We start from the raw sequence: 18,507 nt of genomic DNA on the forward strand, positions 1-18,507 counted from the left end.
CGGCGCGTCGGCCGGCCGGGGTCGCGGGCCGCGGGTCCTCCCCACGGCCCACGACCCCGCTCAGGAGGTCGAGACCACGAGCAGGAGGTCGCCGCCCTGCGCGGGCGCGGCCCCGGTGAACGCGACGCGCTGGACCGTACCGGCCACGGGGGTCGTGATGCTGGCCTCCATCTTCATGGCCTCGATGGTGGCGACGGTGTCCCCGGCCTCGACGGTGTCGCCCTTGGCACGGGTCACGGTCACGGACCCGGCGAACGGAGCGGCGATCTGGCCCGGGGTCCCCGGGTCCGCCTTCTCGGCCGTCACGACGTCGCTGTGGACGCTCCTGTCGCGCACGCTGACCGGCCTCATCTGGCCGTTGAGCGTGCACATGACGGTCCGCATGCCCTTCTCGTCGGGCTCCGAGACCGCCTCGAGGGTGGCGATGAGCCGGACGCCCTTCTCGAGCTCGATGATGTGCTCCGTGCCGGGCTGGAGTCCGTAGAGGTAGTCGGCCGTGCCGAGGAGCGACACGTCGCCGTAGGTGTCGCGCGTGGCCCGGAAGTCCTTCGTCGGCCCGGCGAACAGGAGCGTGTTGAGCGCGGACCGGCGCTCCGACGACGAGCCGGCGAGCTTCGCCTCGTCCTCGGCGGTGAGCGCGACGTCGCGTGGCTTGAACTCGCGGCCCTGCAGGGCCTTGGTGCGGAAGGGTTCCGGCCAGCCGCCGGGCGGGTTGCCGAGCTCCCCGTTGAGGAACCCGATGACGGAGTCAGGGATGTCGAAGGCCTGCGGGTTCTCCTCGAACTCGGCGGGGTCGGCGTCCCGGCCCACCAGGGCCAGGGCGAGGTCCCCCACCACCTTGGAGGACGGCGTCACCTTCACGAGCCGGCCGAGGATGCGGTTCGCCGCGGTGTACATGTCCTCGATCGCCTCGAACCTCTCGCCCAGGCCGAGCGCGATGGCCTGCTGCTTCAGGTTGGACAGCTGCCCGCCGGGGATCTCGTGGCGGTAGACGCGCCCCGTGGGCCCGGGCAGCCCGGACTCGAACGGCGCGTACATGCGTCGCACGGCCTCCCAGTACGGTTCCAGGGAGCAGACCGCGTCGAGGTCCAGGCCCGTGTCCCGGGGCGTGTGCGCCAGGGCCGCCACGAGGGCGGACGCGGAGGGCTGGCTGGTGGTGCCGGCCAGGGCGGCGCTGGCGACGTCGACGGCGTCGACCCCGGCGTCCACGGCCGCGAGGAGCGTGGCGAGCTGGCCGCCGGCGGTGTCGTGGGTGTGCAGGTGGACGGGCACCTCGAAGCGCTCCCGCAGGGCGGTCACGAGACGGGTCGCGGCGGCCGGCCGGAGCAGCCCCGCCATGTCCTTGATGGCCAGGATGTGCGCGCCGGCGTCGACCATCCTCTGCGCGAGGTCGAGGTAGTACTCGAGCGTGTACAGCGTCTCCGCCGGGTCGAGCATGTCGGCGGTGTAGCAGAGGGCCACTTCTGCGACCGCCGTCCCGGTCTCCCGGACCGCCCGGATGGCGGGCTCCATCTGCGTGACGTCGTTCAGGGCGTCGAAGATGCGGAAGATGTCGATGCCGGACGCGGCGGCCTCCTGCACGAAGGCCGTCGTGACCGCCTCGGGGTACGGCGTGTAGCCGACGGTGTTGCGCCCGCGCAGCAGCATCTGCAGGCAGATGTTCGGGACCTCGCGGCGCAGCGCGTCCAGGCGCTCCCACGGGTCCTCGCCCAGGAAGCGGAGCGCGACGTCGTAGGTGGCCCCGCCCCAGGCCTCCACGGACAGCAGCCCGGGGGTCAGCCGGGACACGCTCGCGCCGGCGGCGACGAGGTCGCGGGTCCGGACACGCGTGGCGAGCAGGGACTGGTGGGCGTCGCGGAACGTGGTGTCCGTGACCGCGACGGCGGTCTGCCCGCGCAGCGCCTTCGCGAAGCCCTCCGGACCGAGCTCGAGCAGCCGCTGCCGGCTCCCGGCCGGCGGGTCGTCGGCCTCGGTTGCCCGCCGGTCCTCGGGGAGCTGCGGCAGCTTCTCCCGGGGGTCGAGGTGCGCCGGCCGGGCGCCGTTGGGCTGGTTGACCGTCACGTCGGCGAGCCAGGTGAGGAGCTTGGTGCCGCGGTCGGCCGGCACGCGCGCCGTCAGCAGTTCGGGGCGTTCGTCGATGAAGGACGTCGCCACGTTGCCCGCGATGAAGTCCGGGTCGTCCAGGACGGCCTGCAGGAAGGAGATGTTCGTCGACACGCCACGCACGCGGAACTCCGCCAGGGCCCGCCGCGCCCGGGTGACGGCCGAGGGGTAGTCCCGGCCCCGGCAAGTGAGCTTGACGAGCATCGAGTCGAAGTGCGGGCTGATCTCGGCACCCGCGTAGACGGTGCCGCCGTCGAGCCTCACCCCGGCGCCGCCGGCGGACCGGTAGGCGGAGATCCTGCCGACGTCGGGGCGGAACCCGTTCGCGGGATCCTCCGTGGTGATGCGGCTCTGCAGGGCAGCGCCGCGCAGGGTCACGGTGTCCTGGCTCAGGCCGAGGTCGGCGAGGGTCTCCCCCGCGGCGATCCGCAGCTGGGACTGGACGAGGTCGACGTCGGTCACCTCCTCGGTCACCGTGTGTTCGACCTGGATGCGCGGGTTCATCTCGATGAACACGTGCTGGCCCGCCCGCTCCCCGACCGTGTCCACGAGGAACTCGACCGTGCCGGCATTCACGTAGCCCAGGGCGGTCGCGAACTTCACGGCGTCGCGGTGCAGCGCCTGGCGGATGGACTCGTCGAGGTTCGGTGCGGGCGCGATCTCGATGACCTTCTGGTGGCGCCGCTGCAGGGAGCAGTCGCGCTCGAAGAGGTGCATCACGTTGCCCTCGGCGTCAGCGAGGATCTGCACCTCGATGTGGCGCGGGCGGAGGACCGCCTGCTCGAGGAACATGGTGGGGTCCCCGAACGCGGATTCGGCCTCCCGCATCGCGGCCTCGAGTGCCTCCGGCAGTGCCTCGCGTGTGTCCACCCGGCGCATCCCGCGGCCACCGCCGCCGGCCACGGCCTTCGCGAAGACGGGGAACCCGATCTCCTCCGCCGCGGCGATCAGTTCGGCGACGTCGGCACTCGGGCGGGACGATGCGAGGACCGGGATGCCGGCCGCGCGGGCGGCGTCGAGGGCCTTGACCTTGTTCCCGGCGAGTTCCAGCACATCCGCGGGCGGTCCCACGAACGTGATGCCCGCCGCCGCCGCGGCCCGGGCGAGGCCGGGATTCTCGGACAGGAAACCGTACCCGGGGTAGATGGCGTCGCAGCCGGACTCGCGGGCCACGCGGATGATCTCGTCGATGTCCAGGTAGGCCCGGACCGGGTGGCCCTCCTCGCCGATGAGGTACGCCTCGTCGGCCTTCTGGCGGTGGATCGAGTTCCTGTCCTCCTGGGGGAAGACCGCGACGGTCTTCGCTCCCACCTCGTGCCCGGCCCGAAAAGCGCGGATGGCGATCTCGCCACGGTTGGCTACCAGAATCTTCGAGAACATGGCACTCCTGCATCCTTGCGGGTCGGGTTCTTCACGCAGGCTCGATCCTACCCGTGGCGCCGCGCCGGTCCATGACGGTGCCGCCATGTGGACGGGCGGCCCTCCGGCGCCGTCAAGGCGGCGGGCCGCGCCACCCTATGATGGACGGGATCACAAGGACATCGGGCCGCTCGTCGCGCCCGGGGATAGGTATGGGTGACGTGCAGGTAGTGAGCATCAGCAGTCTCAAAGGCGGCGTGGGCAAGACGTCGATGACCCTGGGGCTGGCCTCGGCCGCGCTGGCGGCCGGCATCCCGACTCTCGTCGTCGATCTCGACCCGCACGCCGATGCGACCACCGGCCTCGGCGTCAGGCCGTCCGGCCGGACCGATATCGGCCGCCTGCTGAAGAACGCCCGGCGCGGGGACCTCGGTGCCCACACCGTCCCCAGTGGCTGGGTGGCGACCGCCGCGCGGCAGCCGGGCGTCCGGGCGTCCACGCTCGACGTCGCGATGGGGTCGGCCCATTCGGGCATCTACGACCGGCCGGATCTCGGACGCCGCGACCAGCTGCGCCTGTCCACCCTGCTGTCCCGGGTCGAGGGCTACAGCCTCGTCCTGATCGACTGCCCACCGTCGCTGAACGGTCTGACCCGCATGGCGTGGACCGCGAGCGACAAGGTGCTCCTCGTCGCGGAACCCGCCCTCTTCTCCGTGGCGGGCACGGAACGCACGATGCGCGCCCTCGAGCTGTTCCGCCGCGAATTCGCGCCGAATCTGCAGACCGCGGGCATCCTCGCGAACCGGGTGCGCGGGACCTCCCACGAGCATGCGTTCCGCCTCGGCGAGATGCGGCGGATGTTCGGCGACCTGGTCCTGAGCCCCACCATGCCGGAGCAGGCCAACTGGCAGCAGATCCAGGGCGCAGCCCACTCCGTGCACCACTGGCCCGGCGAGTCGGCCCAGGCGGCGGCGAGCCGCTTCGACGAGCTGCTCATGAACGTGGTGGACCCGGCCAGGATGCGCAGCCGGACCGCTCGGCGGTAGGCGCCCGGCGCGGAGCCGTCGGCACACGGGCGAGGCGTCAGCTGATCCTGCGGGTGGCGCGGCGCTTGCTGAGCTCGTCGCCGGGGAAATCCTGGTCCGCGGCATGTTCGCTGGGCAGGGCCGCGAGGCTTCCCTCGACCTCGCGCCATACACGACCGACGGCGATGCCGAAGACCCCCTGTCCGCCCTGCACGAGGTCGATGACCTCGTCGGCGGAGGTGCATTCGTAGACGCTGGCGCCGTCGCTCATGAGGGTGATCTGGGCGAGGTCCTCGACCCCACGTTCGCGGAGGTGCTCGACGGCGGTACGGATCTGCTGGAGGGACACCCCGGTATCCAGCAGGCGCTTGACCACCTTGAGGACGAGGATGTCGCGGAAGCCGTAGAGGCGCTGCGTGCCGGAGCCGGAGGCTCCGCGGACGGCGGGTTCCACGAGTCCGGTGCGCGCCCAGTAGTCGAGCTGGCGGTAGGTGATGCCTGCAGCCTTGCAGGCGGTGGGGCCGCGGTATCCGGCGTCCTCGTCGAGGACGGGGAGGTCTTCCGTGAAGAGCAGGCCCTGAGCGCTCGCCGGGACACCGGTGCCTGATGGGCTGGCTGCCTTGCCGGCGTCACCCTTCGGACTCACGTGCTGCCTCCTCGTCGGGTCCCCGGGACGTCTGCTGATCAGGCGGGGCCCCGGGGTATGCACTCAAGTGTGCCCCGGGCCCACCACGCGCACAATGGGAACTGTATTCTTCGACGTTAGATCGCGGGAGGGACAAGGTCAAAGACGATGCCCCTCAAGCGGTGCCGTGTCGTCCGCGGACCGCGGGAAGCCGCCGGAGCAGGGGTCCCGTGGTGGGCAACCTCACCGTTCGAAGTCCTCGGGCTCCACGTCGGCGAGGAACTCCCGGAACTGGAGGACCTCCTTCTCGGCGGTCTCCTCCGTCCCGCCGTCCCCGGGTTCCTCGGCGTCCGCCTCCGCGATCTCGACGCCGGCCACGGCCAGCACCTCGTCGGCGCAGAAGATGGGGCAGGGCACGCGGAGCGCGATGGCCAGCGCGTCCGAGGCGCGCGAACCGACCGTCACGCCGTCATCGAAGACGAGTTCCGCATGGTAGACCGTGTCCTCCACCGAGGTGATCCGCACCTCGGTGATCTGCTTCCCCGCAGCGGCGACGACGTCCACCAGGAGGTCGTGCGTCATGGGCCGGGGCGGGACGATCCCCTGCTGCACGAAGGCGATGGCACTGGCCTCGGGGGCGCCGATCCAGATGGGCAGGTGCCGCTCCCCCGCGGTCTCGCGCAGGAGGACCAGGGGCTGGTTGGACGGCAGCTCGATCCGCACGCCCACCACTTCTACTTCGATCACGGAACGCCGCCTAACTGTCCATCCGGGCTATGTGGCTGTGCACCAGGGCGCTGTGGAGGCCGAGGCAGAGTTCGCTGATCTCGCGCGCGGTCTCCGCGGCGCGGGCCTTCGAGGCCACGTCCCTGCGCGAGGCCACGGGAGCGACGACGCTCTCCACGAGCCCCAGTTCGCGATCCGCGGCGGCGCGGAACGGCCGCAGGTGGCGGGGCTCGATGCCGTGGCCCTCGAGCTGCACGCAGGCCTTCGTGATCTTCAGGGCGTGCTCGTCGAAACGGTTGTCGACGGCCGTGATCAGTCCGAAGCTCACGAGGTCGTCGACCAGCCTGCGCGGCGCCCCGGCCTCCGCGGCGAGCGTCTCCGCGGTGAGCCGCCGCGCATGCCCCTGCAGTTCGCGGGAGAGCTGGTCGGAGACGACGCGCGGCGAGAGGGTCAGCCCGCCGGGCAGCGACTCCGGACGCTCACCGCGATCGATCGCGTCGACGTAGTCCTTGATCACCTTGAGGGGCAGGTACTGGTCGCGCTGGAGGGCGAGCACGAACCGGAGGCGCTCGACGTCGTGCGATGCGTACTTCCGGTACCCGGCCCGCGTACGCTGCGGCGAGATCAGGCCCTTCTCCTCGAGGAACCGGATCTTCGACGCCGTGACCCGGGGGAACTCCTCGGCCAGCTCGCGCAGGACCTCACCGATGTTGAGGACACCGGTGCCGGACGGACCGGGGACGACGCCGGTCGGACGCCGGTCGGGTTGGGAGACAGGCATGAAGCGGACTACGCCTGAGCTGTCGTGTGCCGGCCGCCCTGGCCCGGGACGGTGCGCGCCGCGTAGAAGGTGAGGCGGAACTTGCCGATCTGCACCTCGTTGCCGTTGCGCAGGGCCACGCTGTCCACACGGTCGTTGTTGACGTAGGTGCCGTTGAGGCTGCGCGTGTCGACGACCATGAACCCGTTCTCGGTACGGCGGAACTCGGCGTGCTGGCGTGAGACCGTCACGTCGTCGAGGAAGATGTCGGCGTTCGGGTGGCGACCGGCCTTCGTGACGTCCTCGTCGAGAAGGAACCGCGCACCGGCGTTGGGCCCGGAGTGGGCGATCAGCAGCGCCGAGCCCGCGGGCAGTGCCGCGACGGACGACTGCTCCTCGCCCGTCAGATGCCGTTCCAGCTCGGTCACCGCGACCTGCGGGGGCAGACCGATGGTCGTTGTCTCGGGAGACGTCATGTTCGGCTCTTCTCCGTTTCCGGCTGGATTCACGTGGGGCACCATGGTCTTTCCTCCACCTACTGCACGATGGGCCGACGTGACGCCGGCCATACCGTCCCTGCCTTTGCGAGGTGGATCTAGCCTACCTGCTGCGAGTAGTCGGCTGAACTCAGCAGACCCTGGACCACCGCGGGGTCCGCGACCCTGATCTCCAGCAGCCAGCCCTCGCCGTAGGGGTCGGAGTTGATCAGGGAGGGATCGTCGTCGAGCGCCTCGTTGCGCGCCACGATCTCACCGGTCACCGGGGCGTAGATGTCGCTCACGCTCTTGGTCGACTCGACCTCGCCCACGACGTCCGCGCCGGTGACCCCGGTCCCGGCCTCGGGCATCTGGACGTAGACCACATCCCCGAGGGCGTCCTGCGCGAAGTCGGTGATGCCGACGCGGACCGTGCCGTCGACGGCCGGCTCACTGACCCACTCGTGCTCCGCGGTGTAGTAGAGGCCGTCTGGGATGTTGCTCATGGTTGCCTTTCGGACGCGGGGTGCGGCAGCGGCGGCGGGAGGTGCCACCCGGTACAAGTACTGGTCGAGTATAGGCATAACGCGCACCACCGTGACGCGCCTCTCATCGTGCGCGGACGGCGTCCACGGGCAGTGCAGCCGGTCACCCGATCGGCGCTGCGACGGGACGTTCGGCCCTTCTGGAGTCCCGGCCGCCGGTGGAGACTTCTCTGCGCAGACCGACGAAAGGTGCGGGAGATGGACACACTGGTCGTATACGAATCGATGTTCGGCAACACCCGGATGATCGCGGAGGCCGTCGCCGACGCCCTCCGGTCCACCGGCGACGTCACGGTGGCCACCGCGGCCGAGGCCCCGGTGCAGCTGTCCGGGTACGGCCTCGTCGTCGTCGGTGCGCCGACCCACGCGCACACCCTCCCGCAGCCGTCCTCACGGCAGGAGGCCGCCGCCTGGGCCGACGACCCGGACCGGGACCTCACGCTCGAGGCGGATGCCATGGAGCCCGGCATCCGGGAGTGGCTGGACCTCATGACCCTGTCCGCAGCGGAGCCCCGCTTCGCGGCGTTCTCGACCCGGGCGGACATCCCGCGCATCTTCGCCGGCGATGCCACGGCCTCGATCCGGCGCAGGCTCCACCGGAGGGACCTCGCCCTCGACGCGCACGAGGACTTCCTCGTGGACCACGACAGCCACCTCCTGCGGGGAGAGCAGCAACGCGCCCGCGACTGGGCCCTGACACTCGTCCCGGTGACGTCCCGCCGGGAGTGAGCCCACGGCAGTGATTCCACGGGAGCGGTGAGCCGAGAGCGGTGAGCCGGCAGCAGCGGTCCGGCGGGACGGTCGGACAGGTTAGTCAGACAGGTTAGTCAGACAGGTTAGTCAGACAGGTTAGTCAGACGGGCCGGTCGGCCGCGGGGTGTCCGCCCAGGCGGACGAACTCCTCCGCCATGGCCCGCGCGAACACCGTCCCGGGCACGCTCGCCGCGTCGAAGTGGACGCTGCAGCGCAGGCGGCCGTCGTAGGAGACCGCCGCGACGCCCAGCCGGACGTTCGCGGCGAGTACCGCGACGGGCCAGATGTCCGTCACGGGGGCGCCGGCGAGCTGGAGGGCCCGGCCCGGACCCGGGACATCGGTCACGAACCCCGCCACCAGGTGCTGGCGGTGCGCAACCCGGTCCAGGATCCGGGCACCGAGGGGGCCGCGCATGAACTCCAGCGTGCCCTGCTGCCGCGCCTCCACCTTCTCGGAGCGGGTGCGGGCGGCGATGAGGCGCAGGCGCCGCGCCGGATCGGGCTCGCCGAGCGGCAGATGCACGAGCATGACCCCGACGTGGTTGCCCGATGATCCCCGACGCTGCAGCGCCACCGGGACCGACACGGGCAGGTCCGCGGGGACGCCCTCGCCGGCCGTCTGGAGGGCGGCCCGGTAGCCCGACGCCACCGCGGAGAGCAGGGCGTCGTTCACCGTGGCACCGACGGCTCGCGCATGGGCCCCGACGGCGGCGAGGTCGGCGTCGAGGAAGGCGACGCCACGGTGTGCGCTGCGCTCGCCCAGGAGCAGGGTGGACCCCACCTCCCGCCCCGTGAGGGTCAGCCGGATGCGGCGCCCGCCGACGACGGCCCGGCGGAGGACACGGCACAGATCCCGCCGACCGCCGGCAGCGGCGGCCGGCGGGGGTGGTGCCGTTTCCGGCGTGGATGCTCCCCCCGGGTCGAAGAGGTGCTGCACGATCGACACCGCCCCCAGACCGTCGGCCAGCGCATGGTGGACGCGCAGCACCATCCCCACCCCGACGGCGTTCGCACCCGGCACCAGCAACAGTTCCCACAGCGGGCGGTACCGCGGCAGGGGCACACCCATCAGCTCGCCGCACAGGCGTTCGAGCCCGGCCGGTCCCGGCACGGCGGCCACGAGGCGGATGTGATGGCGGAGATCCGGCGACACCTCCGCCCACCGGTGCCGGCGGCCGTCCCGGACCGCCAGCCGGCGCAGCCGCGGCAGCGCGGCGATCCGCTCGCCCACGACGGCGCGCACCATGGTCAGGTCGGGGACGCCGTCGGGCCCCACGAACCCGCCTGCCGCGAGCACGCCCGCGACGAGGAACACGTTCACCTGTCCGGCGTGGTCCAGCACGAGGTTGGCCTCGTCGACCGGGGCCAGCCGCTCTCCGGCCGGGATCGGGGTCATCGCACGGACCCGGTCGCCTCCACCCGACCCGCACCCAGATGGCGGAGGAACACGAGGAGCGGCACCATCCCGATCGCGGCGACGGCCGCGAAGAGAGGAACGGCCGCCATGGACGCGAACGGCGTCCCCGGGTCCGCGACAGCACCGAACCATTGGTCGGTGGCCACGCCGATACCCTCGACCACCAGCAGGACGAGCAGTGCACCGACCACGAGCCGGCCGAGCGGGCGGGACGTCCACAGCCACCACGAGGCGACCGCCAGCAGTGGGAGCCAGACGGCGAGATCCTGGACGAAGACGGGATTGGTCGTCATGCCCGATCCCGCCAGGAAGGCGGGCGGGTCCTCGCCGAGCATCGCGGGCACGATCGTCCGCAACCAGACCAGCGCATTGAGGGCGGCGACGACGACCGCGTACGCCGCGATGCCCCGTGCGGGCAGGCGGTCGTCGAAGCAGGCGTTGAAGACCGCCGGATCGATCTGCCGCAGCAGCGCCCCCGCGGACCACAGCGCGAGCGAGAGCATCGCCACATAGGCGAGGAAGAGACCGTTGAAGGGCGTGCCGAACAGGAACAGCACCGCCTGGTAGATGATGTACGCCACCGCTCCCAGCCACACCACGAGGGCCCGGGCGGAGTTCCTCGCCGCGAAGGACATCGAGGCTACGAGGAGCGGGACGGCGATGACCATCAGCACGAGCGCCGTCCCGCGGAGGCTCCCACGCGTCACGGCCGGCCCGCCGAGCACGTCGGGGAGGAAGAAGGAGGCGGAGGCGGCGAGCAGCGTCATCACCGCCAGGGCGGCGGACAGGGTGTATGCCGCGCCCGGGCGCACCAGGGCCGTGGCCGTCGCGCTTCCCTGCAGGAGTCCCTGGCCCGGCCGGCGACCGGACGGCGTGGCGACGGTGCGGACCGGGGCCTCGTCCGGGCGCGCTCCTCCGACGACGGCGGGTGGCTGGTCGCTCTTCATCCGTCGATCCTCGTCCGCGCCACGGGACCCGCCTAGGGCCGAGAGTCCCCTCACAGAGGCCCGGAAACACGAAACGCCCTCCCGAAGGAAGGCGTTCCGTGGTCGATGTCCGAGGACATCACATGGTCGGGATGACAGGATTTGAACCTGCGACCCCTTGACCCCCAGTCAAGTGCGCTACCAAGCTGCGCCACATCCCGAACGGCCTGTCCAGCAGGCCAAACCACTCGGATAACACTACAGCATCCAGCGGCGGAACCGCACACCGGAGAGGGGGTCAGCGCTTGCGGCTGCGCTTCTCGCGGACGCGCATGCTGACCTCGATGGGCGTGCCCTCGAAGCCGAACGTCTCCCGCAGGCGGCGCGTGATGAAGCGGCGGTAGCCGGGGTCCAGGAACCCCGTGGTGAACAGCACGAACCTCGGCGGCCGGCTGGAGGCCTGGGTCCCGAAGAGGATGCGGGGCTGCTTCCCGCCGCGCACGGGGTGCGGGTGGGCGGCCACGAGTTCGCCGAGGAACGCGTTGAGCCGGCCCGTCGGGATGCGGCGGTCCCAGGACTCGAGGGCGACGTCGAGCGCGGGGACGAGACGGTCCTTGTGCCAGCCGGTGAGCGCCGAGATGTTCACGCGCGGGGCCCAGTCCACGTGGGCCAGGTCCTGGTCGATCTCGCGCTCGAGGTAGCGCCGGCGTTCGTCGTCGAGCAGGTCCCACTTGTTGAAGGCCAGCACGATCGCGCGGCCGGACTCGATGGCCAGGTTCAGGATGCGGATGTCCTGCTCGCTGAGCACCTCGTCGACGGCGAGGAGCACCACGGCGACCTCGGCCTTCTCCAGGGCGGACTGGGTGCGCAGGGACGCGTAGAAGTCGGCGCCCTGCTGCATGTGGACGCGGCGGCGGATGCCTGCGGTATCCACGAAGCGCCAGGTGCGCCCGCCGAGCTCGATCATCTCGTCCACGGGGTCGCGCGTGGTCCCGGCCAGCGGGTCGACGACGACGCGGTCGGAGCCCGCGAGCTTGTTCAGCAGCGAGGACTTGCCCACGTTGGGTCGGCCGATCAGCGCGATGCGGCGGGGGCCGCCGGAGCGCTCGATGCCGCCGTGCTCGGAGAACTCGGGGAGGATCGTGTTGATGTGGTCGAGCATGTCGGCGGTACCGCGGCCGTGCAGCGCGGACACCGGCCAGGGCTGCCCGAAGCCGAGGCCCCACAGCACGGAGGCGTCGGCCTCGTTCTGGATGTCGTCCACCTTGTTGGCCACGAGGATGACGGGCCTGTTCTTGCGGCGCAGCATGCGCACCACGGCCTCGTCCGTCGCGGTGGCACCCACGGTGGCGTCGACGACGAACAGGACGGCATCCGCCATGTCGACGGCGATCTCCGCCTGGTCGGCGACGCGCGCGGCGATGCCCCTGGCGTCCTGCTCCCATCCGCCCGTGTCGACGAGGGTGAAGTTCCGCCCGGACCACTGGGCCGGGTAGGAGACGCGGTCGCGGGTCACGCCGGGGGTGTCCTCGACGACGGCCTCGCGTCGGCCGAGGATGCGGTTGACGAGCGTGGACTTGCCGACGTTCGGGCGGCCGACGATGGCGAGCACGGGGTTGAGCCGGCCTTCCGCCTCGTCGTCGAAGTCCTCGTGCCGGCGGTCCAGGAGCGCGGCGTCCTCGTCGTCGAGCTCGTAGTCCTCGAGGCCCGCGCGGAGGGAGGCGGCGCGCTGCTCCGCCTCGGCGTCGTCGAGGCTGTCGAGCAGCGCACCGACCTGGTCCTCGCCGCTCGGCTCGTAGTCCTCGTCGGCTCCGGGGCTCTGCTCGTCCGGCGAAAGGTTCTCGCTCATCTGGTATTCCTTCGGTTGATGTTCACCGTCTCCCGACGGCAATCCTGGGTGGGCTCGCGCCCTGGGTCTTGCGGTGGGCCGTCGCGGGACGGCTAGTGCGCCACCGTGCGCACGATGCCGAGGACGGCGGTTACGGTCTGCTCGAAGTCGAGGTCCGAGGAGTCGAGCGCGACCACTCCGTCCGCGGCCTGGTGGAACTCGACGACGGTCGAGTCCCGGGCGTCCCGTTCGGTGACCTGCCGCTTCAGCTGGGCGTCGGTCTGCGTACCGCCGAGCTGGTCCCCGCGGCGGCGCAGGCGCGCCTCCTCGCTCGCGGTGAGGAGGATGCGCACCTCGGCGTCGGGGGCGACGACGGTGGTGATGTCGCGCCCCTCGGCGACGATGCGGTGTCCGGCTCCGGCGATCAGCGCGCGCTGGCGCCGGATCAGCTCGGCCCGGGCACCCATGGTGGTCGCGACGGCGCTCACCGCTGAGGACACCGCGGGCTCGCGGATGGCGGCGGTGACGTCGTCGCCCCCGATGGTCACGGATTCGTGGTCCGGGCTGGTGCTGATGAACAGCTCGACCTCCCGCGCCGCCGCCTCGACGGCGGCGCTGTCCTCGAGATCGATCCCCTGCGCGACGCAGTGGAGGGTGACGGCGCGGTACATCGCCCCGGTGTCGAGATACGCGGCGCGGAGCCGCCGGGCCACTTCCCTGCTGACACTCGACTTCCCGGAACCGGAGGGCCCGTCGATCGCCACGACGAGGGACTTGCCCAGACGGAAGCCCGAGTGCGGGCTGGATGGCGCGGACTCGCCGGCGGCGTCCGGGATGATGGGCGTCTGCACTGCTGAAACCTGCGTCACTGCACTACCTTCCAGCCCCGCTGCGTCAGGGACTCCGTGAGTTCTTGTCGTTTGCCCGGGATGACCGACAGTTCGGCGAGGCCCACCTGGCGCCCGGGAGAGTGTTCGAGGCGGAAATCCTCGACGTTGATGCCGGTGTGCCCGATCTCCGTCAGGAGTTTCGCGATCTGCCCTGGCACGTCGTCGACGAGCACGGTCAGGCGGGCGAAGGAGTTCGGCGGCGTCCCGTGCTTGCCGGGCACGCGCGCCTGGCCTGCGTTCCCCTCGGACATCAGCTGGGCCATGTCGAGGCGGGATCCGCCGCCCGTCGGGTCCTCGAGGGTGCTGATCAGCCGGTTCAGGTCCTCGCGGACGCCGTACAGGATCTCGACGAGTCGGCCGGCATTGGCGGAGAGGATCTGCACCCAGAGGCGGGGGTCGCTCGCCGCGATGCGCGTCACGTCCCGCAGTCCGTTGCCTGCGAGCGAGAGCGCCTGCACGGGCGAGTCCTGCAGCCTGCTCGCCACGAGCGAGGACACCACCTGCGGCAGGTGGGAGATGAGCGCCACGGCCTGGTCGTGCTCCTCGACGGACATGCGCGCGGGCACGGCCCCGAGGTCGACGGCGAGCCGTTCGGCGCACAGGACGGCCTCGGTGGAACTGTGGGCGCCGCAGAGCACCCAGGGTGCACCGGTGAACAGTTCCGCGCGGGCCGCGACGGGACCGGACGTCTCGCGGCCGGCCATCGGATGCGTCCCGACGTAGCGCGACAGGTGCGCCGCGGCACCCGGCGTCCCTTCGAGGTCGCGCAGGATCGCTTCCTTCACGCTGCAGATGTCCATGACGACGGCGTCCGGGTAGTCCCGGAGCGCGGCCGCCACGACCTGAGCGGTGACGTCGGGAGGGGTCGCGACGACGACGAGTTCCGGTGCCGGCCGCTCCCCCGCGGCCAGCACCTCCGCGAGGAGCCGGCCGGCTCCGATGTCGCGGGCGACGGCCTCGGTGGAGGGCGAGCTGTCGGACAGGACGACGTCGAGCCCGCGGGCGCGCAGCCCCAGCCCGATGCTGGCACCCAGCAGCCCGGCCCCGATGACGAGGACCGGTCCTGCGAGGTGCGTTCCCTGCTCCGTGCGCGCGGTCATGGGCTAGAGGCCCACCGATGCCAGCAGGTGCCCGACCTCCTGGCGTCCGAGCACGCGGATGCTGCCCTGGCGCTGGTCGCCCACGCGGATGGGGCCGAGCTGGGTGCGGACGAGGCGTTCCACGGGATGCCCGACGGCGTCGAAGAGTCGGCGGACCACGCGGTTGCGGCCCGAGTGCAGCACGACCTCGACGAGGATGTGGCCGGGCGTCGAGTCGACGAGCTTGAAGGAGTCGACCTTCGCGAGGCCGTCCTCCAGCTCGATACCGGCCTTCATCTGCGCGCCGATGCCCTGGCCCATGGGACCGCGGACCTGCACGAGGTAGGTCTTCGGGACCTCGTAGGAGGGGTGGGTCAGGCGGTTGGTGAGTTCGCCGTCGTTGGTGAGCAGGAGCAGGCCCTCGGTCTCGGCGTCCAGGCGGCCCACGTGGAAGAGTCGCTCGTTCTTGTTCTTGTTCTTCAGGAAGTCGCTGATGCACGGGCGGCCCTCGGGGTCCTCCATGGTGGAGACGACGCCGCGGGGCTTGTTGAAGACGTAGTACTTGAGGTTCTCGTCGAGCTGGAGGCGGATGCCGTCCACGTGGATGGCGACCTGCTCGGGGGCGACGCGCACGCCGAGTTCGGTGACGACGGTACCGTCCACCTCCACGCGGCCGTCGAGGATCATCTCCTCGCAGACGCGGCGCGAGGCGACGCCGGCGAGGGCCATGACCTTCTGCAGGCGGACGCCCTCCGGATTGTGGACGTCGATCTCGTCGGCGGGGCGGCTGGAACGCTTGGGCCTGGCGACGCGCACCGGCCCGAGGTTCTGCCCGAAGCGTTCACGCCCGAAGGGCTTGGCGCCGGCAGGCTTCTGGCGCGCCGCGCTCTTCTGCTCACCCGTGCGTCCGCCGGTCGCGGCACCGGGGCGGCCGGGCTTGCCGGTCGCACGCCCTCCCGCCTTCGTCCCGAAGCGGCTCGAGGGGGTGCCTGCGGAGGGACGGCCCGCGGCAGACCGCGCGCGTCCCTCGGCGGATTCGCGACGGTCACCTGCATCGCGACGATCGCCCGCGCCGGAGGGGCGGCCTCCGGAGGAACGGGTGTCGTCCCGGGAGGGGCGGCCCCCGGAGGAGCGGGTGTCGTCCCGCGAGGGGCGGGCGTCGTCCCGCGAGGGGCGGGCGTCGTCCCGTGCGGGGCGGGACTCACCCGGACGGCCACCCTGCGCCGAGCGCTCCTGGAAGGGACGACCCTCACCGGAACGCCCGCCACCCTGCCCCGAACCGGTACGGGGAGCGGACTTCCTGGTGCGGGCAGCGTCGGATGGGCGCCCGGCCGACCCGCCGCGGCGCGGCGTATTGCGTCCGGAACCGGATCCTGGCTGCTGTGTCATGTAGAAAAGTCCTTCTCGTCGGTCGTGCTCAGTACGTCGTTTCGTCATACTCCCCAAGGCTCTCGAGGCCCGGCAGGTGGGGAGCGATCCGGGGCAGTTCGTCGACGCTGCCCAGCCCCAATCTTTCCAGAAAGAGGGTGGTGGTCCCATAAAGGACGGCACCGGTCTCCGGATCGGTCTCGAGCTCGACAACCAGTCCGCGCTGCAGCAGCGTGCGGACCACGGAATCGACATTGACGCCCCGAATCGCGGAAACCCTGGCACGGGACACCGGCTGGCGGTACGCGATGACCGCCAGGGTCTCGAGCGCTGCCTGTGACAACCGGGCTGATTGGCCGTCGAGCACGAAGTCTGCGACGACGGATGCGAAGTGCTGCCGCGAGAAGATGCGCCACCCGCCGGCGATGTTCCTGAGTTCGAAACCACGCGGCATGGGATCTTCGGCGCCCTGGGAGCCTGATCCAGTATAGCCGTCATACTCCCGCTGCAGGTCCACGAGCACCGCGCCCACCTGTGCGGCCGGCCGGTCGAGCGCCGCGGCGACCTGCTCGTCGGTGACGGGCCGGTCCGCGACCATGAGGATCGCCTCCACCGCCGCCCGCAGCCCGCCGGGCAGATCCTCGACGGGGACGTCCTGCCCGTCGGGGGCTGTCCCCTCGCTCATGCCGCACCCCTCTCGTCGTCGCGCGTGTCCGCCGCGCCCTCGCCATCGCTGGTCATCACGCCGGTCGCCCACGGCCCGTCCTCCGTGCTCCACCGCACCAGGAGCTCGGACAGGGGGGCCGCCTGCTCGAAGGAGACGGCACCGTCCCGGTACAGCTCCAGCAGGGCGAGGAATCGCACCACGAGCACCAGCCGGGACGCGGCATCCTCCGTGAGGTGGCGGAAGGACAGCGCGCCGCTGCCCTGCAGGAGGTCCCGCAGGGCCAGGGCCTGCTCGCGCACGCTGACCGCGGGCGCGTGCAGGTGTCCGATGCCCACCTCGGCGGGCCGTTCCTCCCGCGGCGCGAGCACCCGGGCGGCGATGGCCGCGAACTCCTCGGGAGAGTGCCGCCAGAGGAGTTCCGGGAGGAGCCGGGTGAAGTGCGGCTCGAGCGGCGCGTCGCGCGGGTGGCGTGCGTCCTCCTCCTCGAGGCGGGCGGCGAGGTGCCGGGCCATCTCCTTGAAGGCCCGGTACTGCAGGAGCCTGGCGAACAGCAGGTCGCGGGCCTCCAGGAGTGCGACGTCCTCCGCGTCCTCGACGGCGCCGGCCGGCAGCAGGCGTGCCGCCTTCAGGTCCAGGAGGGTCGCCGCGACCACCAGGAACTCGCTCGCCTCGTCGAGCTTCCACTCCCCCTCGGCGGCCTGGATGCGGCGGATGTGGGCGATGAACTCGTCCGTGACCTGTGCCAGGGCGATCTCGGTGATATCGAGCTCACGCCGGGAGATGAGGTTCAGCAGCAGGTCGAAGGGCCCGCTGAAGTTGGTCAGCTGCACCTCGAAGACCTGGCGCGCGCCGGCTCCCGCCGGCGTCCCGACCGCCGGGGCGTCCGCCACGCGCACCACCCTAGCGGGACCGGGAGGACCCGGAGGAGACCCGCACTAGGGCGCTCCGCCCCTGCTGATCAGTTCCTTGGCGAGGCGGCGGTAGGCGTCCGCACCGGAGTGGTTGGCCGCATAGGACGTGATGGGCTCCGCCGCCACGGTCGCGTCGGCGAACTTGATGGTGCGCTTGATGACGGTCTCGAAGACCTTGTCGCCGAAGGCTTCGACGAGGCGCGCGATGACCTCGCGGCTGTGGAGCGTCCGGGCGTCGTACATGGTGGCGAGCACGCCGTCGATCTGCAGCCGCGGGTTCAGGCGGTCCTGTACCTTCTCGATGGTCTCGACCAGCAGTGCCACGGCGCGCAGCGCGAAGAACTCGCAGATCAGCGGGATGATGACGCCGTGCGCCGCGGTGAGCGCGTTCACGGTGAGCAGCCCCAGCGACGGCTGGCAGTCGATCAGGATGACGTCGTAGTCGTCCGAGACCTTGCGCAGCGCGCGGTCGAGGACCTGCTCGCGCGCCACCTCGTTGACCAGCTGCACCTCGGCGGCCGAGAGGTCGATGTTGGCCGGCAGCAGGTCGATGTTCTCGATCGCGGTGTGCTGGATGGCGTCCTGGATGGAGACCTTGCGGTCCATGAGGACGTTGTAGACGGTGACGTCGAGTTCGTGCGGATTGGTACCGAGGCCGGCGGAGAGCGCGCCCTGCGGGTCGAAGTCGACCAGCAGGACCCTGCGGCCCGCTTCGGCGAGCGCGGCGCCGAGGTTGATGGTGGACGTCGTCTTGCCGACACCGCCCTTCTGGTTGACCATCGCGATGATCCTCGCCGGGCCGTGCGACTCCAGGACCCTCGGCTCCGGGAATTCCGTCACGGGGCGGCCGGTCGGGCCCAGTTCCGTGTCCGCCGCGCTGGGCAGGGTCGCTGAACCCTGTTCGCTACTCACGTATGTCTCCACGCTTCCATCAGTGTCGGTGCAGGCCGGCCCGTGATCGCCCACGGCCGCTTTTCTCTAGGTCAACGGTACAACGCCGAGGGCGGCCGCCGTGAAGATCGATGTCGGGAGGTGGCGAGCCTTGATCC

Annotated in this window: 17 protein-coding genes and 1 tRNA gene; 2 read left to right on the forward strand and 16 right to left on the reverse strand. The window is 71.5% G+C overall.

The features are described from left to right. Window positions 1-60: 60 nt before the first annotated feature. Complete coding sequence (locus RY94_RS14820) at window positions 61-3,483, reverse strand: pyruvate carboxylase (protein ID WP_043446998.1); 3,423 nt, start codon at window positions 3,481-3,483, stop codon at window positions 61-63. A 200-nt stretch (window positions 3,484-3,683) separates the two neighbouring features. On the opposite strand from RY94_RS14820, the gene RY94_RS14825 reads away from it, so the two are divergent. Beyond that, a complete protein-coding gene (locus RY94_RS14825; protein WP_043447108.1) occupies window positions 3,684-4,508 on the forward strand; it encodes a ParA family protein in 825 nt (274 codons plus the stop codon). A 37-nt stretch (window positions 4,509-4,545) separates the two neighbouring features. Here RY94_RS14825 and RY94_RS14830 read toward each other — a convergent pair whose 3' ends face one another. The 5 genes from RY94_RS14830 to gcvH all read right to left on the reverse strand — a co-directional run bounded on the left by RY94_RS14830 (window position 4,546) and on the right by gcvH (window position 7,580). Continuing rightward, entirely contained in the window at window positions 4,546-5,133 is a 588-nt protein-coding gene (locus RY94_RS14830; RefSeq protein WP_043447000.1) for a MerR family transcriptional regulator, read from the reverse strand. 222 nt (window positions 5,134-5,355) lie between these two features. Continuing rightward, the gene (locus tag RY94_RS14835) at window positions 5,356-5,859 is read right to left on the reverse strand and encodes a bifunctional nuclease family protein (protein ID WP_043447003.1); all 504 of its coding nucleotides are present in this window, start codon (window positions 5,857-5,859) and stop codon (window positions 5,356-5,358) included. Window positions 5,860-5,869: 10 nt separating this feature from the next. Beyond that, window positions 5,870-6,619 (reverse strand): transcriptional regulator FtsR, encoded by a 750-nt coding sequence (gene ftsR / locus RY94_RS14840; RefSeq protein ID WP_043447006.1) that lies wholly within the window; start codon window positions 6,617-6,619, stop codon window positions 5,870-5,872. A gap of 8 nt (window positions 6,620-6,627) precedes the next feature. Further along, complete coding sequence (locus RY94_RS14845; RefSeq protein WP_043447009.1) at window positions 6,628-7,119, reverse strand: FHA domain-containing protein; 492 nt, start codon at window positions 7,117-7,119, stop codon at window positions 6,628-6,630. 74 nt (window positions 7,120-7,193) lie between these two features. Further along, window positions 7,194-7,580: a glycine cleavage system protein GcvH gene (gene gcvH, locus RY94_RS14850; RefSeq protein WP_043447010.1), complete on the reverse strand. Its 387-nt coding sequence runs from the start codon at window positions 7,578-7,580 to the stop codon at window positions 7,194-7,196. Window positions 7,581-7,817: 237 nt separating this feature from the next. Here gcvH and RY94_RS14855 point away from each other — a divergent pair, with 237 nt between their 5' ends. Continuing rightward, window positions 7,818-8,348 (forward strand): flavodoxin family protein, encoded by a 531-nt coding sequence (locus RY94_RS14855; RefSeq protein ID WP_043447012.1) that lies wholly within the window; start codon window positions 7,818-7,820, stop codon window positions 8,346-8,348. A gap of 124 nt (window positions 8,349-8,472) precedes the next feature. Here the strand turns inward: RY94_RS14855 and RY94_RS14860 are convergent, their stop codons facing one another. From RY94_RS14860 to RY94_RS14905, 10 genes are all read right to left on the reverse strand, one after another. Continuing rightward, window positions 8,473-9,768, reverse strand: a complete 1,296-nt coding sequence (locus tag RY94_RS14860) for a wax ester/triacylglycerol synthase domain-containing protein (protein ID WP_231554558.1) — start codon at window positions 9,766-9,768, stop codon at window positions 8,473-8,475. After that, a complete protein-coding gene (locus RY94_RS14865; protein ID WP_043447014.1) occupies window positions 9,765-10,736 on the reverse strand; it encodes a hypothetical protein in 972 nt (323 codons plus the stop codon). Before RY94_RS14865 ends, RY94_RS14860 begins: the two co-directional genes overlap by 4 nt. A 123-nt stretch (window positions 10,737-10,859) precedes the next feature. After that, a tRNA-Pro gene (locus tag RY94_RS14870) sits at window positions 10,860-10,936 on the reverse strand. Window positions 10,937-11,013: 77 nt separating this feature from the next. Continuing rightward, window positions 11,014-12,564, reverse strand: a complete 1,551-nt coding sequence (der, locus tag RY94_RS14875) for a ribosome biogenesis GTPase Der (RefSeq protein ID WP_043447016.1) — start codon at window positions 12,562-12,564, stop codon at window positions 11,014-11,016. Between the two features lie 92 nt (window positions 12,565-12,656). Next, entirely contained in the window at window positions 12,657-13,379 is a 723-nt protein-coding gene (gene cmk, locus RY94_RS14880) for a (d)CMP kinase (protein ID WP_052274455.1), read from the reverse strand. Between the two features lie 29 nt (window positions 13,380-13,408). After that, window positions 13,409-14,533: a prephenate dehydrogenase gene (locus RY94_RS14885; RefSeq protein ID WP_043447018.1), complete on the reverse strand. Its 1,125-nt coding sequence runs from the start codon at window positions 14,531-14,533 to the stop codon at window positions 13,409-13,411. Window positions 14,534-14,536: 3 nt separating this feature from the next. Continuing rightward, window positions 14,537-15,901: a pseudouridine synthase gene (locus RY94_RS14890; protein WP_043447020.1), complete on the reverse strand. Its 1,365-nt coding sequence runs from the start codon at window positions 15,899-15,901 to the stop codon at window positions 14,537-14,539. Window positions 15,902-15,929: 28 nt separating this feature from the next. After that, window positions 15,930-16,565, reverse strand: coding sequence for an SMC-Scp complex subunit ScpB (gene scpB / locus RY94_RS14895; protein WP_043447021.1), 636 nt, complete (start codon window positions 16,563-16,565; stop codon window positions 15,930-15,932). Further along, window positions 16,562-17,446, reverse strand: a complete 885-nt coding sequence (locus RY94_RS14900; RefSeq protein ID WP_082046409.1) for a segregation and condensation protein A — start codon at window positions 17,444-17,446, stop codon at window positions 16,562-16,564. Before RY94_RS14900 ends, scpB begins: the two co-directional genes overlap by 4 nt. A 36-nt stretch (window positions 17,447-17,482) precedes the next feature. Then, window positions 17,483-18,370, reverse strand: coding sequence for a ParA family protein (locus RY94_RS14905; RefSeq protein ID WP_043447118.1), 888 nt, complete (start codon window positions 18,368-18,370; stop codon window positions 17,483-17,485). Window positions 18,371-18,507: the final 137 nt, after the last annotated feature.

Source organism: Arthrobacter sp. L77 (genome assembly GCF_000816565.1).
Classification (GTDB): Bacteria; Actinomycetota; Actinomycetes; order Actinomycetales; family Micrococcaceae; genus Arthrobacter_D; species Arthrobacter_D antioxidans.